We start from the raw sequence: 22951 nt of genomic DNA, 5'->3' as shown, positions 1-22951 counted from the left end.
CTAACAGGTCGAACGGAAGGCACCCGCGTGGCAGCGCAACAGGGGGAGACACAGAGCTGGGCGCGCAGGCTGGCCGGTTACGCGTGGCGCCACCCCAAGGACGTCGTCCTCGCCCTCGGCTCCTCCCTCGGCGGCATGGCCGTCATGGCGCTGGTCCCGCTGATCACCAAGGTGATCATCGACGACGTGATCGGCGACCACAGCCGGGACATGGCCCCCTGGGCGGGCGCCCTGATCGGCGCGGCCCTCGTCGTCTACGTCCTCACCTACATCCGCCGCTACTACGGCGGCCGTCTCGCCCTGGACGTCCAGCACGACCTGCGTACCGAGATGTTCGGGACGATCACCCGCCTCGACGGCCGCCGTCAGGACGAGCTGTCCACCGGCCAGGTCGTCGGGCGTGCCACCAGCGACCTCCAGCTGATCCAGGGCCTGCTCTTCATGCTCCCGATGACCATCGGGAACTTCATGCTCTTCCTGATCTCCCTGGTGATCATGGCGTGGCTGTCCGTGCCGCTCACGCTGGTCGCCCTGGCCGTCGCCCCCGCCATCTGGTGGATCGCGAAGCGCTCCCGCACCAAGCTGCACCCCGCCACCTGGTACGCCCAGGCGCAGGCCGCCGCCGTCGCGGGCGTGGTCGACGGCGCCGTCAGCGGCGTACGCGTGGTGAAGGGCTTCGGGCAGGAGGACCAGGAGACCGGGAAGCTGCGGGAGGTCGGGCGGCGGCTCTTCGCGGGACGCCTGCGCACCATCCGCTTCAACTCCAGGTACACCCCGGCCCTCCAGGCCGTCCCCGCCCTCGGCCAGGTCGCGATGCTCGCGCTCGGCGGCTGGCTCGCGGTGCGCGGGCACATCACGCTGGGCACGTTCGTCGCCTTCTCCACCTACCTCGCCCAGCTCGTCGGCCCGGTCCGCATGCTCGCCATGGTCCTGACCGTCGGCCAGCAGGCCCGGGCCGGCACCGAGCGCGTCCTGGAGCTGATCGACACCGAGCCGTCGATGCGGGACGGCGGCAAGGAGCTCCCGGCCGACGCCCCGGCGACCGTCGAGTTCGACGACGTCACCTTCGGGTACGACAACGAGCGCCCCGTCCTCGACGGCCTCACCTTCGAGATCCGCCCCGGCGAGACCCTCGCCGTGGTCGGCTCCTCCGGCTCAGGCAAGTCCACGGTCTCCCTCCTCCTCCCGCGGTTCTACGACGTGACGCGCGGCGCCGTCCTCATCGGCGGCCACGACGTCCGCGAGCTCACCCTCGACTCGCTCAGGTCCGCGATCGGGCTGGTCCCCGAGGACTCCTTCCTCTTCTCGGACACGGTCCGCAACAACATCGCGTACGGCCGCCCGGACGCGACCCAGGAGGAGATCGAGAAGGCCGCCCGCGCCGCCCAGGCGGACCGGTTCATCAGGGAGCTCCCCGACGGCTACGACACCACGGTCGGCGAGCACGGCCTCACCCTCTCCGGCGGCCAGCGCCAGCGCGTCGCGCTCGCCCGCGCGATCCTCACCGACCCGCGCCTGCTGGTCCTCGACGACGCCACCTCCGCCGTGGACGCCCGCGTCGAGCACGAGATCCACGAGGCGCTGAAGCAGGTCATGCAGGGCCGGACCACCCTCCTGATCGCCCACCGCCGCTCCACCCTCAACCTCGCCGACCGCATCGCCGTCCTGGACGGCGGCCGGCTCGCCGACCTCGGCACCCACGAGGAGCTCCAGCAGCGCTCCGCCCTCTACCGCCGCCTGCTCACCGACCCCGACGAACTGGGCGGCGTCTCGCCCGGCCACGCCCAGCCCGCCTGCCCGCAGGAGGACACCTCCATGGGGGTCCCCCCGCCCGAGTGCATTCGAGGGTGGGGGAGGGACGAGCTGGACGCCGAGTTCGACGCGGAGAGCGGCATCACGCCCAGGCTCTGGGCGGGGGAGCGCGAGCGCCGGGACCTCGCGATGGACGAGAGCCCGGCCACCCCCGAACTCCTCGCCCAGGTCGACGCGCTGCCCCCGGCGACCGACGTCCCGGACATCGACGAGGCCCGCGCGGTCACGCCGGAGGAGTCCTACGGCCTACGACGGCTGCTGCGCGGCTTCGGTCTGCCTCTCCTCGTCAGCCTGGGCCTGGTCGCCGTGGACGCGGGGATGGGCCTGCTCCTCCCCGTCATGATCCGGCACGGCATCGACGACGGCGTCTCCCAGATGGCGCTCGGCGCCATCTGGGCGGCCTCCCTCCTCGCCCTGCTCTTCGTCCTCGTCCAGTGGGCGGCGCAGACCGGCGAGATCCGGATGACCGGGCGCACGGGTGAGCGGGTCCTGTACTCCCTCCGACTGAAGATCTTCGCCCAGCTCCAGCGGCTCGGACTCGACTACTACGAGCGGGAGTTGACCGGCCGGATCATGACGAGGATGACGACGGACGTCGACGCGCTGTCGACGTTCCTGCAGACGGGCCTGGTCACGGCGTTCGTCTCGGTCGTCACCTTCTTCGGCATCATGGTCGCCCTGCTGGTGATCGACGTACAGCTCGCGCTCGTCGTCTTCGCGACCCTGCCCCCGCTGATCGTCGCCACGTTCTTCTTCCGCCGGGCGAGCGTGAAGGCGTACGAGCTGGCCCGTGAGCGGGTGTCGTTGGTCAACGCCGACCTCCAGGAGTCGGTGTCGGGGCTCAGGATCGTGCAGGCGTTCCGGCGCGAGCGGGACGGCGGGGCGCGGTTCGCGGAGCGCAGCGACAGCTACCGCAAGGCCCGTATCCGCGGCCAGTGGCTGATCTCGATCTACTTCCCCTTCGTGCAGTTCCTGTCGTCGGTCGCCGCGGCGGCGGTGCTGATCGTGGGCGGCGCCCGGGTCGACGACGCCACGCTGACCACCGGCGCCCTGGTGGCGTACCTGCTCTACATCGACCTGTTCTTCGCGCCCGTCCAGCAGCTCTCCCAGGTCTTCGACGGCTACCAGCAGGCGACCGTCTCGCTGGGCCGCATCCAGGAACTCCTCCAGGAGCCGACGTCGACCAAGGACGCGGACGAGCCGCTCGAGGTGCTGTCCCTGCGGGGCGAGATCGCCTTCGAGGACGTGCACTTCAAGTACGGCGAGGAGGAGGAAGCCCTGAGCGGCATCGACCTGCGCGTCCCCGCCGGGCAGACGGTCGCCTTCGTCGGTGAGACGGGCGCGGGCAAGTCGACGCTGGTCAAGCTGGTGGCCCGCTTCTACGACCCGACGGGCGGCCGGGTCACGGTCGACGGCACGGACCTGCGGGCCCTCGACATCACGTCGTACCGCCACCGCCTGGGCGTCGTCCCGCAGGAGGCGTACCTCTTCCAGGGCACCGTCCGCGACGCCATCGCCTACGGCCGCCCGGACGCCACGGACGCCGAGGTGGAGGCGGCGGCTCGCGCGGTCGGCGCGCACGAGATGATCGCCACGCTGGAGGGCGGCTACCTCCACGAGGTCGCCGAGCGCGGCCGCAACCTCTCCGCCGGACAGCGCCAGCTGATAGCCCTGGCCCGCGCCGAACTGGTCGACCCGGACGTCCTCCTCCTCGACGAGGCGACGGCGGCCCTGGACCTGGCCACGGAGGCCCAGGTCAACCAGGCGACGGACCGCCTGGCAGGCCGCCGTACGACACTCGTGGTCGCCCACCGGCTGACCACGGCCGCCCGCGCGGACCGGGTGGTGGTGATGGATCACGGGCGGGTCGTCGAGGACGGTACGCACGACGAGTTGCTGGCCCGGGACGGGCGGTACGCCGAGCTGTGGCGGACGTTCGTCGGGGCGCCCGAGCCGGAGGAGCCGGTCGGCGCGTCCCAGTGACGGTCGCGCAACCATCCGACTTACGTCATGCGTCCGTACACCCGTACGCACATCGTCGCGGTACGGGAGGACGACAGTGAGCTGTGGTGTGATACGGCGGCGCCTCGCGCTCGGCATGGCCGTGCTGACCACGTCCGGACTGCTCGCCGTCGCCACCCCGACCGACGCGCGGGCCGCCACCGCGCCCTGCGCCGGACGCAAGGTCAAGACGCTCACGTTCTCCACCGGCTCGGTGCAGATCTACAAGCGGCGCGGCTACGTCTGCGCGGTCACGCTCCCCAAGAGGCCCGGCGTCAAGCGGCACATGATGGTCAGCGTGAAGATGTGGGCCTTCCGCCCGGTCGTCGACCAAGGGCGGTACGCCTACCGCGCCGGGCCGGTGACCGTGCACGCCGGCCGGCGGAGCGTGTGGGTGGAGGGCGCGGTGGGCCGGGGATCGGTCGACTCCGGGCGCTGGATCCGCTTCTGAACACAGGCACTGAGTCACAGGCACTGAGTCGCGGCCCGCTACAGGGTTTTCCCCATCAACCGTCATATCCCCTGGTGCTGAGGCGACTTGCTCCGCTAGCTTCCGGCGCACATCTGTACTCACAGGGGAGGGTGCATGCGCAAGGCGCTCAGATGGCTGCTGGCGTTCACAGTGCTCATAGGCACGTTGAGCACGGCGGGCGCGGCCACCGCCGCCGAGCCGGAGGCCGAAGGCACCACAGGCACTACAGGCACCACCGCGACCACGGACATCAAGGAACGGCTGCTCTCCATACCGGGGATGAGCCTGATCGAGGAGAAGCCCTACACCGGGTACCGCTTCTTCGTCCTCGACTACACCCAGCCGGTGGACCACCGGCACCCGTCCAAGGGCACGTTCCAGCAGCGGATCACCCTGCTGCACAAGGACGTCAGCCGCCCGACGGTCTTCTTCACCAGCGGCTACAACGTCTCCACCACGCCCCGCCGCAGCGAGCCGACCCAGATCGTGGACGGCAACCAGGTCTCCATGGAGTACCGCTTCTTCACCCCGTCCCGGCCCGACCCGGCCGACTGGACCAAGCTGGACATCTGGCAGGCGGCCAGCGACCAGCACCGTATCTTCAAGGCCCTGAAGGCGATCTACACCGAGAAGTGGCTCTCCACGGGCGGCTCCAAGGGCGGCATGACCGCCACCTACTACGAGCGCTTCTACCCGCGCGACATGGACGGCGTCGTCGCCTACGTCGCCCCCAACGACGTGGTGAACAAGGAGGACTCGGCCTACGACCGCTTCTTCGCCACCGTCGGCACCAAGGAGTGCCGCGACCGGCTGAACGGCGTGCAGCGGGAGGCGCTGGTGCGCCGGGAACCGATGGAGAAGAGGTACGCGGCGTACGCGGCGGAGAACGGCTACACCTTCGACACCGTCGGCAGCCTTGACAAGGCTTACGAGGCCACGGTCCTTGACTACGTCTGGGGCTTCTGGCAGTACAGCCTGCTCTCCGACTGCGGCTCGATCCCGGCCGACGCGAAGAACGCCACCGACCAGGAGATCTGGGACTCCATCGACACCATCGCCGGGTTCTCCTTCTACACCGACCAGGGCCTGTCGCCGTACACGCCGTACTACTACCAGGCGGGCACGCAGCTCGGCGCGCCGACGATCCACTTCCCGCACATCGAGAAGAAGTACAACCGCTACGGCTACCAGCCGCCCCGGAACTTCGTCCCGCGCTCGATCCCGATGAAGTTCCAGCCGTTCGCGATGCTTGACGTGGACAGCTGGGTGCGGCACAACGCCCGGCAGATGCTCTTCGTCTACGGCGAGAACGACCCGTGGGGCGCGGAGCCGTTCCGCCTCGGCAAGGGCGCGAAGGACAGTTACGTCTTCACCGCCCCCGGCCTGAACCACGGCGCGAACGTGGCCGGTCTGGTGCCGGATCAGAAGGCGCTCGCCACGGCCAGGATCCTCGACTGGGCGGGCGTGGCCCCGTCCGCCGTCCAGGCCGACCCGTCGGCGGCCAAGCCGCTGGCGAAGTTCGACGCGAAGCTGGACAAGCGGGACGTGGAGCGCGAGATGACTCTACGGCCGTAACTCTGCCGCCGTAACTCACCTGTTGTGCCCGGCCGTTGGTCACACCGGCCGGGCACAGCCCACCGGCTGCTCGCCGCCGAGCTGGACGTACAGGGCGGTCGACAGCGGGCATTCGGCGCGCTTGCCGACCGCCTTCGTCACCTCGTACTCCGGCTTCCTCTCGCCCTCGCCGTCGCACGCCGTCTCCCGGACCTGGCCGTCGCCCAGGGCGTAGACGCAGTCTCCGACGATGGTGCGCGGCCCGCCCCCGCCGCCCGGGTCGCCCGGATGCGGCGGCTGCAGGTTGCGCATGCAGGCGTAGCCCTGCGCCACCGTCCCGTCGCCGTCCTCGTCCGACGCCGGGCTCTGCGCGCTGATGTGCAGCACGAAGTCCGTGGTCGCCGGACACGGCGGCCCGTCGCCCACCGTGCCGTCACGCCGCGCCACGACCCGCGCCGCCGCCCGCTCACCCGTACACGCGACCTCGGTGAAGCTGGTCGTACCGAAGGAACTGCACTCGTCGACCGCGAGGAACACCGCGCCGTACCCGGAGGTCCGCGTCGGCGAGGGCGTCACCTCCCCGCCGAGCCGGCCGTCCTCCTCGCCTGCTCCGCCCGCACCGGACGCCGACCCCGAACATCCCGTGAGCAGGGCGGCGAGCAGCGCCAGCAGTGCGCACACCACCCCCACGGAGCCTCTCTCGCGCATCGCCATCCCCCCGGGTAACCCCGTCCAGCGTGACCCGCCGTGGCGGGCCATGCCAGACATTCGGGGGGCTTTGCGCCTTTTGGGGATGGTGCGCCGGTTGCGTGGCGTACGTCTAGTACGACAGCCCGTAGCCGACCGGATACAGCACCCGCGTGGGCTCGTCCGCCCGCTGCACCGGCACCGGCAGCTTCCCGCGCGGCTCGACCCGGCCCGCGATCACCCGTGCGGCGGCGCGCAGTTCGACGTCGGTCCAGGAGTATGCCGCCAAGCAAGCCCGGACGGACGGCAGGTGGGCCACGTCGTACGGATTGCGGATCGCGACCGCCACGACCGGCTTCCCCGTGGCCACCAGCTGCTCGACGAGGGTCTTCTGGGCGCTGGTCGCCGTGACGTTGTAGGTCCCGGCCACCACCGCGTCCACGCCCCGCGCCGCCGCGACGGCCTGGGCGATGGTGGTGGCGGAAGGCGTCGTGCCGGTGGACAGGGCGGTGGCCGTGAAGCCGAGTTCGGTGAGGGCGGTGGCGAGGACGCCGGTGGGCGGGCCGGTGGTCCCCGACGGTGAGGCGGGGTCGGCGCCGACGACGAGGAGCCTCGGGTGGCGGCGACGGGAGAGCGGCAGCAGACGCCCCTCGTTGACCAGCAGCGTGGTCGTCCGTTCGGCGATCCGGTCGGCCGCCGCCAGGTGTGCGGCGGTGCCGACGGTCCGGGTGACGCCGGCCTGGCTGACGTACGGGGACTCGAACAGCCGCAGTCCCGCCTTCAGCCGCAGAATCCGCAGGATCGACGCGTCGAGCCGCTCCTCGGTCAGTTCCCCCTCCTGTACGGCCTTCAGCACGGCGTTCCACGCGACGGCCAGGGAGGGCGGGTTGAGGAGCTGGTCCACGCCGGCCTTGAGCGCGAGCACGGGCACGCGGTCGTCGCCGTACTTGGTCCGCACGCCCTCCATGCCGAGCGAGTCGGTCACCACGACCCCGTCGTAACCGAGCTCCTCACGCAGGATGCCGGTGAGGATCGGGCGGGAGAGGGTGGCCGGGTCGCCGGAGTCGTCGAGGGCCGGGAACTGGATGTGCGCGGTCATGATCGAGTCGATGCCGGCCCGGATGGCGGCCCGGAAGGGCGGCGCGTCCAGCGCGTCCCACTGCGCACGTGTGTGGGTGATGACCGGGAAGCCGTAGTGGCTGTCGACGGAGGTGTCGCCGTGCCCCGGGAAGTGCTTGGCGGTGGCGGCGACCTGGGAGCGCTGGTACCCGGCGACCTCGGCGGCGACCAGGCCGGCGACGGCGTCCGGCTCGGAGCCGAAGGAGCGTACGCCGATGACCGGGTTGGCCGGGTTGACGTTCACGTCGGCGACGGGGGAGTAGTTCTGCCGGACGCCGATCGCGCGCAACTCCTGGCCGGCGATACGGCCGAGGGTGCGGGCGTCGGCGCGGGAGCCGCCGGCGCCGACGGCCATGGCGCCGGGGAAGAGGGTGGCGGGCTCGCCGACGCGGCAGACGATGCCGTGCTCCTGGTCGGTGGAGATGAGCACGGGCAGCCCGCGCTGCCGCTCCAGGGACGCCTTCTGGATCCCGTTGGACAGGTCGGCGATCTGATGCGGATCCCGGGTGTTGTGCGCCCAGGTGAAGTAGATGATCCCGCCGACCCGGTACCGGGCGACCAGCTCGGCGGCCGTGCGGACGCCGAGCTCCTTGAGGTTGGCGTCGATGTCGGCCTGGTCGGGGGCGGTGGCGGAGTGGCCGTACACCCGCGTCACGAAGAGCTGGCCGACCTTTTCCGGGAGGGTCATGCGGGAGATCAGGGCTCGGAGTTGCTTGTCGCTCTTGTCGCTCTTGTCGCTCTTGTCGTTCGTGGCGCCCGCGTGGGCGGGGTTGCCGATCGTCAGGGCCGTGGTGATGCCTGCGGTGCCGGCGAGAAAGGTGCGTCTGGAGGGCATGTGCGCTCCTTCCGGAGTCCGTTGAAGGAAACTTCCGAGGAGCCAGCAATATCCGGGAAGTTTCTGCCGGTCAAGGGACCACGCACCGGCCATGGGGCCATGGAGGGGCCGCCATCGGCGCAGTTGGAGGGGGGCGCGCCGATGGCGGCGTGCTGCCGGCCGTGGCACGGCGGAGAGGGTTGGTCAGCGATCGCAGCCAGCAGCGAGGGCTGACACCGCACCACGGTGACTCTCCGGCAGCTTGCGGATTGGACGAGCGGGAGTGGGGCGGGGTTCCCGGCTCCGGCCTGATTTCCCGAAGTCGGTGGGGGCGGGGGTGGTGGGTTGAACGGGGTGGTGTGTGCGGGCGACGCGGACGTATGGTCGAGCGCATGGATCAGCTTCTGCCGCTCCTGATGGTCATCGCCTTCCTGGCGGTTGTGCTCGGCTTCTTCACCTGGCTGGCGAGGCACATCCGCCGGCGGGGTACGGCGGGTGGGGCGCTGCGCGGGGCGATGGCGGCCTACGACGAGGCGTTCCACGGGACGGCGGCGGACTCGTACTACGAGATGCAGGTCCAGGCGGAGGGGGCCCGGCCCTCATAGGGTCAGGTCACGTGAGAGTGCCGGTGGAACAGATCTGCCAATCGCTGGGTGCCTCAACGCCGGTGCGTCAGGCCGAGTCGTTCAGTAGTCGGGACAGGTGGTCGCGGCCTGCGGCCAGCAGGGTGGGCAGCGGCGGCGCCGCCTCGTACCAGCGCTTCTCGTACTCCCAGCAGAGCCAGCCGTCCCACTCGTGGCGGGAGAGGACGTCCACGCACTCGGTGAGCGGCAGGACGCCGGCGCCGAGGGGTACCGGGGTCGTGTCCTCGGCCGAGGCGATGTCCTTGACCTGGACGTATCCGAGGTACGGCGAGAGCGCCGCGTACGTCTCCGAGGGCTGCTCGCCGCCCAGCCAGGTGTGCATGACGTCCCAGAGCGAGCCGACCTGGCGGTGGCCCACCAGGCCGAGGACGCGGATCGCGTCGGCGCCGGTGCGGTGCGAGTCGTGGGTTTCGAGCAGGATGCGTACGCCGCAGTCGGTGGCGTACTCCGCGGCCGTGCCGAGCCTCCGGGCGGCCGTGGCGTCGGCCTCCTCGCGGCTCTGTTCCGCGGTGGCGCCGGGGAAGACCCGGACGAAGGGGGCGCCCAGGTCGCGGGCGAGGTCGAGCAGGCGGCGGATCTCCTCTATCACGGGCTCGTCGTCGCCCGGTGCGGCCACCCGGGCGTACCCCGCGAGGCCGAGGAGTTCCACTCCCGCCGCCTTGAACTCGGCCGCCGTATCGGTACGGCGGGTCAGGTCGAGGCCGGTGTGCACCGGCTCCTCCGGATGCGCGCGCAGTTCGACGCCGTGGTAGCCGTGCGTGGTCGCGAGCCGCAGCACTTCCGGGAGGGGGAGGCCGGGGACGCCGAGGGTGGAGAACGCCAGTTTCATGGTCCCTACTGTCACTCGCCGGGGTGCTCGGGTCCAGACGGGGGCGCCTCGTGGCGGTCCCGCGCCCAGACGCAGCGAGCGGCTCTCCGGTCAATCTTCCCCGCCGTGCAGCTCCAGGCGCCAGTCCTGGCCGTTGAGGTCCTGGCCGAAGGAACGGTGGGGTTTCTCGGCGACCAGGACGAAACCGTGGCGCTGGTAGATGCGGCGGGCGGCGGCGAGGATGTCGTTGGTCCACAGGACCACATCCCGGTAGCCGACGCCGCGGGCGAAGTCGACGACGGCCCGCACGAGCCGGTCGCCGATGCCGAGACCGCGGGCGTCGGGCTCGACGAGCAGGAGCCGCAGGCGGGCGGTGGCGGGAGCCTCGTCCCGTACGCACATCACGCACCCCACCGGACGCCCGTCCAGCTCGGCGATCCACACCCGCTCCAGATGCGGATCGTGATCCTCGGCGAAGTCGGCGACGATCCTCGCGACCAGCCCCTCGTAGTCGGTGTTGAAGCCGTACTCGGCGGCGTACAGGGCGGCGTTGCGCTGCACGATCCAGCCGAGGTCGCCGGGGCGCGGTTCGCGCAGGACGACGTCCTCGCGGCGGGGAGGGCGGCCGTCGGAGAGGAGCTCGCGGACGGTCCGCATCGCCTCGGACAGGCGGGGGCGGTCGGCGGACGGGACGGTGGCGAGCAGCGCGCCGACGCTCTCGTTGGCGCGCTCGGCCAGCAGCACGGCGGTCTCGCGGCCGCGCGCGGTGAGCGTGATGCGGCGACGGCGTGGATCGCGCGCGGACGGGGCGCGCTCGACGAGCCCGTCCTGCTCGAACTTGTTCAGGATGCGGCTCAGGTACCCGGCGTCCAGGGAGAGCTCGGTGCGCAGATCGGCCACGTCCGTACGCGGGGAGTGCGCGAGCTCGTACAGGACGCGGGACTCGGTGAGGGTGTAGGGGGCGTAGAGGTGGCGGCTGTAGTCGAGGGCGCCGATGACGTTCGTGTAGAAGCGGTTGAAGGCACGGATGTCCTGGACGCTCATGATCGTCGACCCCCGGATCATTGACTCAGTCAGAGATATCGTTGGGTCGAGCGTAGGCCGCAGGACGCCGTCCGTCCATGGATTTCCGGCAGTCGGCCGCCGCGCGGTACGGGGGTCAGGGGTCGGAGCCTCCGGGGGCATCGGCACCCTCTCGGCCGACCGAGTCGGGTGGTGGGTGGGCATAGGCCCGGGGGTCTGGGGGCAGAGCCCCCAGCGAGGCCCGCACAAACGCCGGTCACCCCTCAGAGCGACGGCCCCGGAGGCCCCCCGCACCCACGCCGGTCACTTCTCAGAGCAACGGCACCATCAACCCCGCGGCACCCCGGAGGACCCCCGTACCATCAGCTCCCCCCGAACCGTCGCGATCCCCCCGGGCGGCGGCTCCTCCCGCCCCATCGCGATACGCCCGGCCCGCGCCCCCGCCTCCGCCAGCGGCAACCTCACCGTCGTGAGCGAAGGCACCGCGTCGATGCTGAACGGCAGGTCGTCGAACCCGGCGACCGACACGTCCTCCGGGATCCGCAGCCCGGAGTCCCGCAGCGCCGCGCACGCCCCCAGCGCGACGGAGTCGTTCGCGGCGACCACGGCCGTCAGGGACGGATCCCGCCGCAGCAGCTCCAGCGTGGCCTCGTAGCCGGACCGCCGGTCGTACCGCCCGTGCACCGTCCAGCGCGGATCCTCCTCGATCCCGTGGGCCTCCAGTGCCGCCCGGTGGCCCTCCAGTCGGTGGCGGGTCGTCGTACGCTCCTCGGGACCCGCGATGTAGCCGAGTCGCCGGTGCCCCAGGTCGATCAGGTGTTCCGTCAGCTCACGCCCGCCCCCGCGGTTGTCGAAGGTCAGCGCGATCGCCCGGGTGTCCGGCGCCGGCGGCCGCCCGCACAGCACCACCCGCGTCCCCGCGTCCTCCAGCCTCCGCATCTTCGCCGACATCGCCGCGCTGTGCGCCGCGTCCTCGATGGCACCGCCGGTCAGCACGACCGCCGCGGCCCGCTGCCGCTGGAGCAGGGTCAAGTACGTCAGCTCCCGCTCGGGAGAGCCACCGGTGTTGCACACCACCGCCAGCCGTTCCCCGCCGGCCCGTCCGCCCGGCCCCCCGATCTCCGACTGGATCGCGCCCGCCATGATCCCGAAGAACGGGTCGGCGATGTCGTTCACCAGGATCCCGACCAGGTCCGAGGTCGCGGCGGCCAGGGCACTCGCCGGGCCGTTCAGTACGTAGTCCAGCTCGTCCACCGCCCGTAGCACCCGCTCACGGGTCGAGGCGGCGACGGGGTAGTTCCCGTTCAGTACGCGCGACACCGTCGCGGGGGAGACCTGGGCGCGGGCCGCCACGTCCGCCAGGGTCACCGTCATCTCGTCGTCCTCCGGTCGCGCATCTCGTCGTACTCCGTCGTCCCTCGTCGTACCTCGTCGAACACGGGCCAACGGCCCCCACCGGTTCCCTCACCCATGGTGTCGAGCAGACCTTAAAGCCCCCGACCTCCGTTGTTCGTCCCCTCGAACAACTCGACCTCGTCGCGGTCTTGTCCAGACCGCTGGTCAGAGGCTAGCTTCTCATTGGATAGAAAGCGCTTGCTGCAACGCTCATCAGTGAGGGCGTCCACGGCGCACACATTCACGTACGACTCATGTACGACTCGCGTACGACGCTGCGTACGACGCCTACGAAGGGAATGACGTGACACGCAAGACGGTGCGTATCGCCATGAACGGCGTGACCGGGCGCATGGGCTACCGCCAGCACCTGGTCCGCTCCATCCTGGCCCTCCGCGAGCAGGGCGGCCTCGACCTCGGCGACGGCACCGTGCTGTGGCCGGAGCCGATCCTGGTCGGCCGCCGCGAGCACGCCCTCAGGGCGCTCGCCGAGCAGCACGGCCTGGAGCACGTCTCGACGGACCTGGACGCGGTCCTCGCCGACCCGACCGTGGACATCTACTTCGACGCCCAGGTCACCTCCGCCCGCGAGGAGGCGCTCAAGAAGGCGATCGCCGCGGGCAAGCACATCTACACCGAGAAGCCCACGGCCACGGGCCTCGAGGGCGCCCTGGAGCTCGCCCGCCTCGCCGCCGACGCCGGCATCAAGCACGGCGTGGTCCAGGACAAGCTCTTCCTCCCGGGCCTGCTCAAGCTCAAGCGCCTCATCGACGGCGGTTTCTTCGGCCGCATCCTGTCCATCCGCGGCGAGTTCGGCTACTGGGTCTTCGAGGGCGACTGGCAGGCGGCCCAGCGCCCCTCCTGGAACTATCGTTCCGAGGACGGCGGTGGCATCGTTGTCGACATGTTCCCGCACTGGGAGTACGTGCTCCACGAGCTCTTCGGCCGCGTGAAGTCCGTCCAGGCCATCGCCACCACCCACATCCCGCAGCGCTGGGACGAGAACGGCAAGCCGTACGACGCGACGGCGGACGACGCCGCGTACGGCATCTTCGAGCTCGAGGGCGGCGCCATCGCCCAGATCAACTCCTCCTGGGCGGTCCGCGTCAACCGCGACGAGCTGGTGGAGTTCCAGGTGGACGGCACCGAGGGATCCGCCGTCGCCGGTCTGCGCAACTGCCGCGTCCAGCACCGCAGCGCCACCCCCAAGCCCGTCTGGAACCCGGACATCCCCGCCACCGAGGTCTTCCGCGACCAGTGGCAGGAGGTCCCCGACAACGCCGAGTTCGACAACGGCTTCAAGGCCCAGTGGGAGCTGTTCCTCCGGCACGTCTACGCCGACGCCCCCTACCACTGGGACCTCCTCGCCGGCGCCCGCGGCGTCCAGCTCGCCGAGCTGGGCCTGGCATCGTCGGCCGAGGGCCGCCGTATCGACGTCCCGGAGGTCGCGCTGTGAGCATCCGACTGCCCGACAGCAGCGGAGCCTTGCGGACCTACGAACCCCGCACGGAACCCCTCGCCCTCACCCCGGCTTCCCCCTTCACCTCCCGTACGGTCTTCTCCGCCGCCCATGTCGTGGCCGACCCGTACGCCGACGTGTCCCCCGACGCGCCCGCCGCCGTCGACTGGGACGCCACCCTCGCCTTCCGCCGCCACCTGTGGTCGCACGGGCTGGGCGTGGCGGAGGCCATGGACACCGCCCAGCGCGGCATGGGCCTGGACTGGGCGGGCGCGGCCGAGCTGATCCGCCGCAGCGCCGCCGAGGCGAAGGCGGTCGGCGGCCGGATCGCGTGCGGCGTGGGTACGGACCAGCTGGCCGCCACGGAGATCGGCTACCCGTACAGCCTCGACGAGATCCGGGCCGGGTACGAGGAACAGCTCGCGGTGGTCGAGGAGTCGGGCTCCCAGGCCATCCTCATGGCCTCCCGGGCCCTGGCCGCCGTGGCCAAGAGCCCCGAGGACTACATGGAGGTCTACGGCCATCTCCTGCGCCAGTCCTCCGAGCCGGTGATCCTGCACTGGCTGGGCCCGATGTTCGACCCGGCGCTGGAGGGCTACTGGGGTTCCACCGACCTGGACGCGGCCACGAACACCTTCCTGGAGGTCATCGCCGCGCACCCCGACAAGGTCGACGGCATCAAGGTCTCCCTCCTGGACGCCCAGCGCGAGATCGACCTGCGCCGCAAGCTCCCCGACGGCGTCCGCTGCTACACGGGCGACGACTTCAACTACCCCGAGCTGATCGCGGGCGACGAGCAGGGCTTCAGCCACGCCCTGCTGGGCATCTTCGACCCGCTGGGCCCGCTGGCGGCCGAGGCGGTACGGGTCCTGGACACGGGCCACGTGCAGGGCTTCCGCGACCTGCTCGACCCCACCGTCGAACTCTCCCGCCACCTCTTCCAGACCCCCACCCGCTTCTACAAGACGGGCGTGGTCTTCCTGGCCTGGCTGGCCGGCCACCAGTCGCACTTCACGATGGTCGGCGGCCTGCAGTCGGCCCGCTCCCTCCCGCACTTCGCCCGCGCCTACGAACTCGCCGACGGCCTGGGCTTGTTCCCGGACCCGAAGCTGGCGGAGGAGCGGATGAAGAACCTGCTGAGCCTGTACGGAGTGAACCAGTGACCGGCCTCGAACGCTTCTCCATCAACCAGATGACGGTCAAGCAGCTGTCGATGCCCGAACTGGTTGAGGCATGCGGTGAGTTGGGCGTCCAGAACATCGGCCTCTGGCGCGAGCCGGTCCAGTCGTACGGCCTGGAGGCCACGGCCAAGCTGGTCCGCGACGCGGGCCTGACCGTCACCACCCTCTGCCGCGGCGGCTTCTTCACGGCGATCGACCCGGCCGAGCGCGCCAAGGCGCTGGACGACAACCGCCGGGCGGTCGACGAGGCCGCCACCCTCGGCACCGACGTGCTGGTCCTGGTCTCCGGCGGTCTGCCGGCCGGCTCCAAGGACCTGCACGGCGCGCGGGAGCGGATCGCCGACGCGCTGGGAGAGCTGGGCCCGTACGCGCAGGAGCACGGCGTGAAGCTGGCCATCGAGCCGCTCCACCCGATGTACGCCTCCGACCGCTGCGTGGTCTCCACCCTCACCCAGGCCCTCGACCTCGCGGAACGCTTCCCGGCCCAGCAGGTCGGCGTCACGGTGGACACGTACCACATCTGGTGGGACGACAACGCACCCGAGCAGATCGCCCGGGCCGGCGCCTCCGGCCGCATCCACACCTTCCAGCTCGCCGACTGGACCACGCCGTTGCCCGAGGGCGTCCTCAATGGCCGCGGGCAGATCGGCGACGGGGCGATCGACATGCGGGAGTGGCAGGGCTACGTCGAGGCCGCCGGGTACAGCGGGGCCATCGAGGTGGAGCTGTTCAACGACGGGCTGTGGGCGCGAGACGGCAGGGAAGTGCTCGCCGAGACCGCAGAACGCTTCGTGACGCACACGGCGGACTGACCGATCAGCGGCCTGCCCGCCTCCGCCACGGACGGGCAGGCCACGGCCGTAGGATCGGGCGCGACACCCGAACGAACGGATGCCGACGCCCATGTGCCGCTGCCCGCCGCGGAGATCCTGTTCGCGGAGGAGGGCGACGTACTCACCCTCCTCCGCGATCCAGAATTACGCACCGGATTCCTGGACGTGGAGGACCGGACGTGACGGCACCTCAGCCGCCGATGCGGCCGTCCTTGACGGCGGTGACGAACGACGTCCAGCCGCCCGCTGAGAAGACCAGCGCCGGGCCGGTGGGGGCCTTGCTGTCGCGGACGGGCACGCCGTGGTGACCGCAGGCGACCTCAAGGCACTCGCCCTGGTTGCCGCCGCTGTAGCTCGACTTGTACCACCCGGTGAGGTTGGACGAGTCGGAGACGGTGTGCTCACTGCTGACCATGCTCGTGTTCCTCTGCTGCCACCCTGACGAGCGCCAGGGACTCCTGCTTCGACAACGCGTCGCTCAGGGCAAGAGCGTAAGAGGCCTGGCAGGCGTTCACCAGGGCTGGATCGTCAAGCAGTTGGCCGACGAGGAAGCCTTCGACGTAGGCCACGGGAGCGGAATCCTCGAAGCTCATGAGAGTGAGCAGGCTATGCATCAGAGCATGTGCGCCGACGCCGTACGGAAGGACATGCAGGCGCAACCGACCGGCCTCTGCCATGTCTGCGATTTTGTGCAGTTGTTCCGCCATGACCTGCGGGCCACCGACGCGACGCCGGAGTACGGCCTCGTCGAGCAGTGTCCAAATGACCGGTTTCAACGGCCCGTCCAGAATCCGGGCACGCTCTGTTCGAATGACAACTTCGTCGTCAAGTTCCTCGGCCGTGTGGTTGGGGCGGTACGCAGCGAATACCGCCCGCGCGTAGTCGGGGGTCTGAAGCATCCCGGGAACCAGGGAGAGGGCGAACTGCTGGATCAGGGTGGCTTGTTGCTCCAGCGCGGCGGCGGCAGCGAAGTGGACGTCGTACTTGCTCTCCAGATCCTCCAGCCACCGAGCGAAGAACCCGTCCGTTCCCAGCGCCCGGTCGATCCGCTGCGCGTCATCAGGCTTCGGCAGCCGTCTCCCGGCCTCGAAGTGGCTGATCAGCGTGGGCGAGCACACGACCTGATCGCCCAGTTCCTCCTGGGTGAGCCCGGCTGCCGCCCGTCGCAGCCTCAGTTCCTCTCCGTACTTCTGTCGTTGCGTCCGAGGCTTGCGAGTCTCGCTCATGAGGCCAACTCCCGTTCCTGACAGAGGCGATGTCAAGTCCCCACCTCTGGCAGCGTAGCCACCGCCGACCCCATTCTGTGAGTGATTCGCAACAGAACGCAGTCACCGCAGGTGGGAAAGCAGGTCGACGTGGCAAACCGCATCACCCGGCTCTTCGAGCCGTTCCTGCGCCTCCTCTCCCCGGCACGCAGACGCCGCCTCCCGGCACCTCCCCCCGAGAGCACTCCGCCGATGCAGGGATCCGGAGGCCTCGGCTCGATGGTGATCGGCCGAGAGGGGAGGATCCGGTGAGCAGTGCGGGCCACGAGCAGTCGACCGCCCGCCTGTTGCCCTGGACAGGGCAGGAGGGCAAACGCTGCTACGTCGTGGGCGACGGCACGGGGTATGTCTCGCGTCTCGCCGACGAGACGGAACGCGTCCAACTCGGCATGGCCAGCGATCTCCTCGGCCACGCAGCCGAACTCCTTGCACAGGCAGACACGACCCGAGGGGAGTTGCACTACCTCGCCAGTCGGCTCAGCGAGTCCCTCCTGGACGTCAAGCGCGTCGCGGAGAGCAGGGGAGCGCGGTTGTGTGACTGACCCGAGGGCCGCGGACGCCTCAGGGCGGCAGCAGCGTCCCGAGCGGTCCCAGGTCGAGGTTGAGATCCTCCATGGTCAGGCCGTAGCGGTCGCACAGTTCGGCCATCCGGTCGTGGAGGAGCATCAGGGTCAGGCCGAGCCGTTCCTCCTGCTCCTCGGTCAGGTTGCCCTCGTCGACGCGGTGCAGGGCCTGCCGCTCCATCAGCTGGCGCAGCAGCTCGACGATGGTGAGGACCAGCTTGACGAGGTCCCGCTCCACCGTGTCGGGATCGGTCCGCAGGCGGCGCGCGGCGGCCCGGCCCCGGTCGGTGCGGGGCGGGGCCACGTCGTCCGGTTGGGCGGGCAGCAGGGAGAAGGCCCGGGTCGCGGCGTCGGCCACTTCCCGCAGCCGGTCGGCGGGCGGACGGTCAGGCGGGCTCGTCATCGTGGCCGCCTTGTCCCGTGAGGGCCCGTTCCGGGATGAAGGGTGCCCACTGTTCGTCCATCTGCTCTCGGACGGCGACCACCACCGCGCGCAGCGAGATCCGGACCAGGTCGATGTCGGCGATCGACAGGACGAGGTCGCCGGTCAGCACGACGCCGCCGCTCAGCAGCCGGTCGAGCAGGTCGATCAACGCCACCTGGGGCTGGCTGACCGGGCGGGCGTCGTAGTCGCCGTACTCGCTCACTGTCGTACTGCCCCTTCCCGCTCGTAGGGCTCCGGAGGCATGGCGAAGGAGTACGGGGCCCACGGGCCGGTGACGTCCACGCGGACGCCGGGGAGGCCGTCGGCGGCGTGCAGCATCCGGCTGCGGAACTCGTCGGCCAGACGGCGTGGGACGAGGTAGGCGTCGTTGGCGACGTTCTCGCCGGACACCTGGGCGAGGTTTCCCTGCTGCGGCCGGTGGCGGGCGCGCTCCACCGCCAGACCGCGGGCCTGCAGCTCCGTCCGCTGTACGGCCTCCTCGGCGACCCGCCACGTGTCCTCGCGTGTCTGGCGCCGACGCCTGCGGTCCCGCAGGTACGTGCGTCCCGGGCTCTGCTCGTCCGCCTCGTCGGCCGGGCCGGCCGATGGAGCCGGGGGCGGGGGCTCGGCGTAGACCTTGACGCCCCACTCCTCGTGGTCGGCGAGCCGGTCCAGCATCGCGGAGAAGGCCTCCTCCCGCTCGCTCAGCATCTCCCGGACCCGGTCGTCGTCGAGGTACACGGTGGCCAGCCGCAGGGGGAGGACCGTGGTGTGCGCGGCCAGGGTCTCGATGACGAGGTGGTGGGCCCGGGCCGTCGCCTCCAGCCATTCCAGGTCCTCCAGCCGGACCTTCAGCGCCGCCTCCGAGAACTCCTCCAGGGGCACGGCACCGACCGCGGCGGCCACCGCGCCCGAGTGGACCAGTGTGACCGGGGCGCCCTCCACGCCATGGACACCGGCGAGCGCGGTCCGCTCCAGCGCGGGGGAGGACCGCAGCACGGCGTACGCGTAGCTCAGCTGCCCGTTCACTGTCGTCGGCTCCGGTTCTCGACGTCCTTGGCGTCCTCGGCGTCCTCGGTCTTCCGCCGCTTGCGTCGCGGCTCAGTGCGCTGCTCACCCTCCGGCTCCGCGCGCCGCTCCCTACGGGGCTCTGTGCGTCGCTCCGCGCGTGACTCGGTACGGGGCTCCCGCTCGGCGTCATGCGATCGGCGGCGCTCGCCCGACCTGCTCTCGGACAGCTCCGCCGGGGACGACCTCGCGACCCGTCTGCGCAGCTCCTCCACCTCGGCGCGCAGGCGCTCGTTCTGCTCCTCCAGGGAGCGCCGGCCGTCGGCACGGGACGACAGGGCCGGATCGTGCTCCCACCAGTCGATGCCGATCTCCTTGGCCTTGTCGACCGAAGCCACCAGGAGACGGAGTTTGATGGTGAGCAGCTCGATGTCGAGCAGGTTGATCTTGATGTCGCCGACGATCACGATGCCCTTGTCGAGCACGCGTTCAAGAATGTCGGCGAGGTTCGCGCTGGACCCCTGGCCGCCGTACGGGGAGAGGGCCCGTGAAGGCGTGGGGACCGGGGAGTCGGACTGGCTCACGGCACACTCGACCTCGTTTTCTAGCCGTGGCGGCGGCGCTTCTCGGGCGCTTCTTCCTCGGCGTCCTCGGCGTCGTCGGCGTCGTCGTAACGGTCGTCGGGCTCCGGTCCTTCGTCCTCGTCCTCCTCCTCATCCTCGTCGAATCGGTCCTCGGGCCCTTCTTCCTCTTCCTCTTCCTCCTCGTAGCGCTCTTCGGGTTCTTCCTCTTCGGGCTCCTTCTCCGCGCGCTCCTCTTCGCGCTCCTCTTCCTCGGAGCGGCCCTCGGCCTCCTCCTCGCGGCCCTCGGCCTCGGCCTCCTCGACCTCCTCCGGCGTCCGGACCACCTCGCCCTCGCGGATCTCCCCGCGCCACCCCCCGGTGGCCTCTCCGCGCATCATGACGAAGGTGCGGTAGAGCTTCAGATCCAGCCGTGCGCGACGGCCCTGGGCCCGCCACAGGCTCCCGGTCTTCTCGACCACACCCTTGGGGAAGTACTCCAGGACGAGGAGCACCTTGGTGAGGTTCTCGCCGAGCGGGTGGAAGGTGACGACGCCCTTGGTGGTGGCCTTGTCCCCCTCGGTCGTCCAGGCGATCCGCTCGTCGGGCACCTGTTCCGTGATGTTGCCGTGCCAGCGACGGCTCGCCTTGGCGATCTTCACCTCCCACTCGGTGGTGGTGTCGTCCTTCTGCTCGACGTCGACCACGCCCTTGGCGAACCGGTCGAACTCCTGGAACTGCGTCCATTGGTCGTACGCCTCGCGCACCGGGACGCCCACGTCGATGTCCTCGATGATGGTGAGCTCCCGGCCGGTGCCGCCCGCAGGACCCTTCCCGTGCGTCTTCCCGGGGAGTACGTCCTTCGCCTTGTCCACCAGTGCGTCCTTGGCATGGGACGCGGTCGAGGCCAGGACCTCCTTGCCCGTCGGCAGCTGCGCGCCGAGCTTCTTGGCGCCCTTGCCCACGGTCTTGGCCAGCCCGCCAGGATTCATGTGCGCTTCGCCCAGCCGGCGCGCTCCGGAGCCCAGCCGGTGGCCCACGCCCTCCAGCATCAGCTGCACGCGGGCCTGGATGTAGCTCTCCAGCTCCTCCTTCAACCGGTTGGCGCCCGGGGCCTGTTGTGCCTGTTCCCGGGCCTTGGTGAGGGTCCCGGCACCCGCCGAGCCGCCTTCTGCCGCCTTGCCCTCAGCCATCGTCCTGCCTCCTCGACCCTGAGGTGCCGCTCTTCGGGCGGCTCTGTGCGGAGCCCGTCTTCCTCTTGCGCGGCTCGCTCCCCTGGTCCGACCCGCGGTGCTGCGCCTTCTCGCGGCCCTCGCCCCGACGCGCCGGGGCTCGCCGCGCCCGGCTCTGCCGCTCTTCGCCCTTCCGCTCCTCGCGACGTCCTTCGGCTTCGCGTCCTTCGTCCTCGCGCCCCGTGGCCCGGTCCTCTTCGTCCCGGTCCTCTTCTTCGTCCCGGTCCTCTTCGTCCTCACGCTCTTCTTCGGCCCGGGGCTCGTCCTCCCGGCCGCCCTCGCCCTCCTCCTTTTCGCCCTCCAGGTGTGCCTTTTCCTGCAGGCCCGCGGTGCGTTCGTGCAGGGTCTCGGCCAGGCTCTCGGCCTTCGCCGTCAGTACGGATGTCGCCGCCGCCTTGCTCGCCTCCGTCAGCTCGGTGCGCACCTGCTTGCGGATGCCGCTGAGGAACGAGGTGTCGAGCGCCTTGCCGAGCTGCCCGGGCCTGACCCGTGACCCGGCCAGCGCCGCGCCGATACTCAGGGCGAGCTTGGCCTTCTTCGTCCGCCCCAGGGCATAACCACCGAGGACGGCGGCGCCGATCTTGGCGTTGTTCATGATCCTGTCTTCTTCCTGCCCAGGCGTCACAGTCCGGGCTGCCCGCCCCGCTGGAGCTGGTAGACCCTGATCTCCTCCATGCGGCGCAGCAACTCCTCCTCGCGCCGTGCGAATGTCTCCTCGTCGATGCGGCCCTCGTCCCATGCCCGCTGCAGGTTCACGAGTGCTTCCTGTACGGGAGCGGGGTCGTAGAACTCGTTCTCGGCGGTCTTGACGACCTTGTCGAGCACCCAGCCGATGCCCCGCACGGGGGCGAACGGCAGGGTCAGGATCCCCGTGACCAGTCCCACATCGCCTCCTCAGACGAATCAGACGAATCAGACGAAGCTGTACGGCGGCAAGGGGCCTCGTAGCCGCAGCTCGATCCCCTCTCCGAAACGCTCGGCCAGCTCGCTGCCGGCGTCGGCGAATTCCTTGGACCGCTCGTCCTCCACCAGGAAGGACACGTTCACGAAGTACTGCTGGGACGGTGGAGCGAGCCTCTCGGACACCACAAACGGACGCAGGGCGGCGAGGACCTCTTCGCCGAGCGCCTGCTGTCGGTTCTGCACCTCCTGGGCCACGAGCTGGCCGAGCGCCAGCCGGTCCTCGTACGTTCCGCCGCCCTCGCGGGTCGCCTCGCTCAGCGCACGGGCCTGCTCGGACTCCTCCAGGACGGCGCGCAGCACCGTGTCCTCGTCCTGCACTCCCTTGACGTTGAACTCCACCATCCCGGTGAGCTCGTCGAGGCGCTGTGTGAAGGCCTCGGCCCGCTCCTCGAGAAGGGCCTGTACGGCGTCCTCGTCCGGGGCGACGAAGCCGAAACTCAACGGCAGAGTGGTGCCGTGGGCCCACAGACGCTCCTGGACCTCGTGATGCGCCCCCACGTCACGGCGTGCGATCGAAAGGTCCTCAGGGGCCTCGCTGACGACGGCGCACAGCTCACCGTTGCGGACCGCGTGCAACTCCGCGGGCGGCTCCCCGACGCCCTTGAGGCCCTCGAGGTTCAATGGATGCGACGCCTTGGTGATCGCGTACACGTACAGGGACATCGGCTCGCTCACTCCTCCCGGTCCCTCGAGGAACGGCGGCCGGAGCCGCGGTCGGTGTGCTCGTGTTGCTTCTCCCGCCTGGGCTCGCGCTCACGGTCGTCCCCCCGCCCCTTCTGGAGCGACTCGGTGACCGCCTCGACCGCGCCGGTCAGTGCTCCCTTGCTCTTTCCCCGGGCGCCCGACTCGACAGTGCCCTGGACGATGTCCGACAGCTGCGCGGGGGCCTTGCGGCCTGCCTCCAGGTCCAGCCGGTTGGCCGCCTCCGCGAAGCGCAGATACGTGTCGACGCTGGCGACGACGACGCGGGCGTCCACCTTCGCGATCTCGATGCCCACCAGGGACACCCGTGCGAACACGTCGATGACCAACCCCCGGTCGAGGACGAGTTCCAGCACGTCGTAGAGGCTCCCCGACCCGCCACCCCCGGCGCCTGCTACGGCGCCGCCGTCGCCCTGCGGCACCACAGTCACG

Annotated in this window: 24 protein-coding genes; 8 read left to right on the top strand and 16 right to left on the bottom strand. The window is 70.7% G+C overall.

Going from position 1 to position 22951, the window contains the following annotated elements; translation table 11 throughout:
- The first annotated feature begins 27 nt into the window (after nt 1-27).
- The 3 genes from Q4V64_RS18260 to Q4V64_RS18250 all read left to right on the top strand — a co-directional run bounded on the left by Q4V64_RS18260 (nt 28) and on the right by Q4V64_RS18250 (nt 5860).
- The gene (locus Q4V64_RS18260) at nt 28-3795 is read left to right on the top strand and encodes an ABC transporter ATP-binding protein (protein WP_124442069.1); all 3768 of its coding nucleotides are present in this window, start codon (nt 28-30) and stop codon (nt 3793-3795) included.
- Nucleotides 3796-3871: 76 nt separating this feature from the next.
- Nucleotides 3872-4264, top strand: a complete 393-nt coding sequence (locus Q4V64_RS18255; protein ID WP_124442070.1) for a hypothetical protein — start codon at nt 3872-3874, stop codon at nt 4262-4264.
- 135 nt (nt 4265-4399) lie between these two features.
- Nucleotides 4400-5860 (top strand): S28 family serine protease, encoded by a 1461-nt coding sequence (locus Q4V64_RS18250; RefSeq protein ID WP_124442071.1) that lies wholly within the window; start codon nt 4400-4402, stop codon nt 5858-5860.
- Nucleotides 5861-5899: 39 nt separating this feature from the next.
- Here Q4V64_RS18250 and Q4V64_RS18245 read toward each other — a convergent pair whose 3' ends face one another.
- On the bottom strand, nt 5900-6547 hold the full coding sequence (locus Q4V64_RS18245) for a hypothetical protein (RefSeq protein ID WP_124442072.1): 648 nt from the start codon (nt 6545-6547) through the stop codon (nt 5900-5902).
- A 112-nt stretch (nt 6548-6659) separates the two neighbouring features.
- The gene (locus Q4V64_RS18240; RefSeq protein WP_124442073.1) at nt 6660-8480 is read right to left on the bottom strand and encodes a glycoside hydrolase family 3 protein; all 1821 of its coding nucleotides are present in this window, start codon (nt 8478-8480) and stop codon (nt 6660-6662) included.
- A 371-nt stretch (nt 8481-8851) separates the two neighbouring features.
- On the opposite strand from Q4V64_RS18240, the gene Q4V64_RS18235 reads away from it, so the two are divergent.
- Entirely contained in the window at nt 8852-9064 is a 213-nt protein-coding gene (locus Q4V64_RS18235) for a hypothetical protein (RefSeq protein WP_124442074.1), read from the top strand.
- A gap of 67 nt (nt 9065-9131) precedes the next feature.
- Here Q4V64_RS18235 and Q4V64_RS18230 read toward each other — a convergent pair whose 3' ends face one another.
- From Q4V64_RS18230 to Q4V64_RS18220, 3 genes are all read right to left on the bottom strand, one after another.
- Entirely contained in the window at nt 9132-9932 is an 801-nt protein-coding gene (locus tag Q4V64_RS18230; protein ID WP_124442075.1) for a sugar phosphate isomerase/epimerase family protein, read from the bottom strand.
- Between the two features lie 90 nt (nt 9933-10022).
- Nucleotides 10023-10955, bottom strand: a complete 933-nt coding sequence (locus Q4V64_RS18225) for a bifunctional helix-turn-helix transcriptional regulator/GNAT family N-acetyltransferase (protein WP_124442076.1) — start codon at nt 10953-10955, stop codon at nt 10023-10025.
- Nucleotides 10956-11261: 306 nt separating this feature from the next.
- A complete protein-coding gene (locus Q4V64_RS18220; protein ID WP_124442077.1) occupies nt 11262-12308 on the bottom strand; it encodes a LacI family DNA-binding transcriptional regulator in 1047 nt (348 codons plus the stop codon).
- A 325-nt stretch (nt 12309-12633) separates the two neighbouring features.
- Between Q4V64_RS18220 and Q4V64_RS18215 the strand changes: the two genes are divergently transcribed.
- From Q4V64_RS18215 to Q4V64_RS18205, 3 genes are read left to right on the top strand one after another with little or no spacing between them, the layout of a single operon-like run.
- Nucleotides 12634-13785 carry a Gfo/Idh/MocA family oxidoreductase gene (locus tag Q4V64_RS18215; RefSeq protein ID WP_124442078.1) on the top strand — a complete coding sequence of 384 codons (1152 nt, stop codon included), beginning with the start codon at nt 12634-12636 and terminating at the stop codon, nt 13783-13785.
- Nucleotides 13782-14951: a dihydrodipicolinate synthase family protein gene (locus tag Q4V64_RS18210; RefSeq protein WP_124442079.1), complete on the top strand. Its 1170-nt coding sequence runs from the start codon at nt 13782-13784 to the stop codon at nt 14949-14951. The genes Q4V64_RS18215 and Q4V64_RS18210 overlap by 4 nt, the downstream gene beginning before the upstream one ends.
- Before the next feature lie 29 nt (nt 14952-14980).
- Nucleotides 14981-15781 carry a sugar phosphate isomerase/epimerase family protein gene (locus Q4V64_RS18205; protein WP_124442196.1) on the top strand — a complete coding sequence of 267 codons (801 nt, stop codon included), beginning with the start codon at nt 14981-14983 and terminating at the stop codon, nt 15779-15781.
- Between the two features lie 211 nt (nt 15782-15992).
- Here Q4V64_RS18205 and Q4V64_RS18200 read toward each other — a convergent pair whose 3' ends face one another.
- Together Q4V64_RS18200 and Q4V64_RS18195 are read right to left on the bottom strand one after the other, a co-directional pair.
- Nucleotides 15993-16217 carry a DUF397 domain-containing protein gene (locus Q4V64_RS18200; protein ID WP_124442080.1) on the bottom strand — a complete coding sequence of 75 codons (225 nt, stop codon included), beginning with the start codon at nt 16215-16217 and terminating at the stop codon, nt 15993-15995.
- Nucleotides 16204-17028: a helix-turn-helix transcriptional regulator gene (locus Q4V64_RS18195; protein ID WP_124442081.1), complete on the bottom strand. Its 825-nt coding sequence runs from the start codon at nt 17026-17028 to the stop codon at nt 16204-16206. Before Q4V64_RS18195 ends, Q4V64_RS18200 begins: the two co-directional genes overlap by 14 nt.
- Before the next feature lie 287 nt (nt 17029-17315).
- On the opposite strand from Q4V64_RS18195, the gene Q4V64_RS18190 reads away from it, so the two are divergent.
- The gene (locus Q4V64_RS18190; protein WP_172629349.1) at nt 17316-17609 is read left to right on the top strand and encodes a hypothetical protein; all 294 of its coding nucleotides are present in this window, start codon (nt 17316-17318) and stop codon (nt 17607-17609) included.
- 19 nt (nt 17610-17628) lie between these two features.
- Here the strand turns inward: Q4V64_RS18190 and Q4V64_RS18185 are convergent, their stop codons facing one another.
- Genes Q4V64_RS18185 through gvpJ form a run of 9 tightly spaced genes read right to left on the bottom strand, consistent with a single transcriptional unit; the run spans nt 17629 to nt 22950 of the window.
- Nucleotides 17629-18033, bottom strand: a complete 405-nt coding sequence (locus tag Q4V64_RS18185; protein WP_124442082.1) for a gas vesicle protein K — start codon at nt 18031-18033, stop codon at nt 17629-17631.
- Nucleotides 18017-18277 (bottom strand): gas vesicle protein, encoded by a 261-nt coding sequence (locus Q4V64_RS18180; RefSeq protein ID WP_124442083.1) that lies wholly within the window; start codon nt 18275-18277, stop codon nt 18017-18019. Before Q4V64_RS18180 ends, Q4V64_RS18185 begins: the two co-directional genes overlap by 17 nt.
- A complete protein-coding gene (locus Q4V64_RS18175; RefSeq protein ID WP_124442084.1) occupies nt 18274-19083 on the bottom strand; it encodes a GvpL/GvpF family gas vesicle protein in 810 nt (269 codons plus the stop codon). The genes Q4V64_RS18180 and Q4V64_RS18175 overlap by 4 nt, the downstream gene beginning before the upstream one ends.
- Entirely contained in the window at nt 19080-19646 is a 567-nt protein-coding gene (locus Q4V64_RS55060; protein ID WP_124442085.1) for a gas vesicle protein, read from the bottom strand. Before Q4V64_RS55060 ends, Q4V64_RS18175 begins: the two co-directional genes overlap by 4 nt.
- Before the next feature lie 20 nt (nt 19647-19666).
- On the bottom strand, nt 19667-20815 hold the full coding sequence (locus tag Q4V64_RS18165; RefSeq protein WP_124442086.1) for an SRPBCC family protein: 1149 nt from the start codon (nt 20813-20815) through the stop codon (nt 19667-19669).
- Nucleotides 20808-21449, bottom strand: a complete 642-nt coding sequence (locus Q4V64_RS18160) for an ABC transporter substrate-binding protein (RefSeq protein ID WP_172629350.1) — start codon at nt 21447-21449, stop codon at nt 20808-20810. Before Q4V64_RS18160 ends, Q4V64_RS18165 begins: the two co-directional genes overlap by 8 nt.
- A gap of 26 nt (nt 21450-21475) precedes the next feature.
- The gene (locus Q4V64_RS18155; protein WP_124442087.1) at nt 21476-21739 is read right to left on the bottom strand and encodes a gas vesicle protein GvpG; all 264 of its coding nucleotides are present in this window, start codon (nt 21737-21739) and stop codon (nt 21476-21478) included.
- Nucleotides 21740-21766: 27 nt separating this feature from the next.
- Nucleotides 21767-22480, bottom strand: a complete 714-nt coding sequence (locus Q4V64_RS18150; RefSeq protein ID WP_172629351.1) for a GvpL/GvpF family gas vesicle protein — start codon at nt 22478-22480, stop codon at nt 21767-21769.
- An 8-nt stretch (nt 22481-22488) separates the two neighbouring features.
- Nucleotides 22489-22950 (bottom strand): gas vesicle protein GvpJ, encoded by a 462-nt coding sequence (gene gvpJ, locus Q4V64_RS18145; protein ID WP_172629352.1) that lies wholly within the window; start codon nt 22948-22950, stop codon nt 22489-22491.
- Nucleotide 22951 lies beyond the last annotated feature (1 nt).

It is taken from the genome of Streptomyces sp. NL15-2K (assembly GCF_030551255.1).
Taxonomy (GTDB): domain Bacteria; phylum Actinomycetota; class Actinomycetes; order Streptomycetales; family Streptomycetaceae; genus Streptomyces.
The sequence above is the reverse complement of the archived record's forward strand: the minus strand, read 5'-3'. Positions and strand labels throughout refer to the sequence as shown.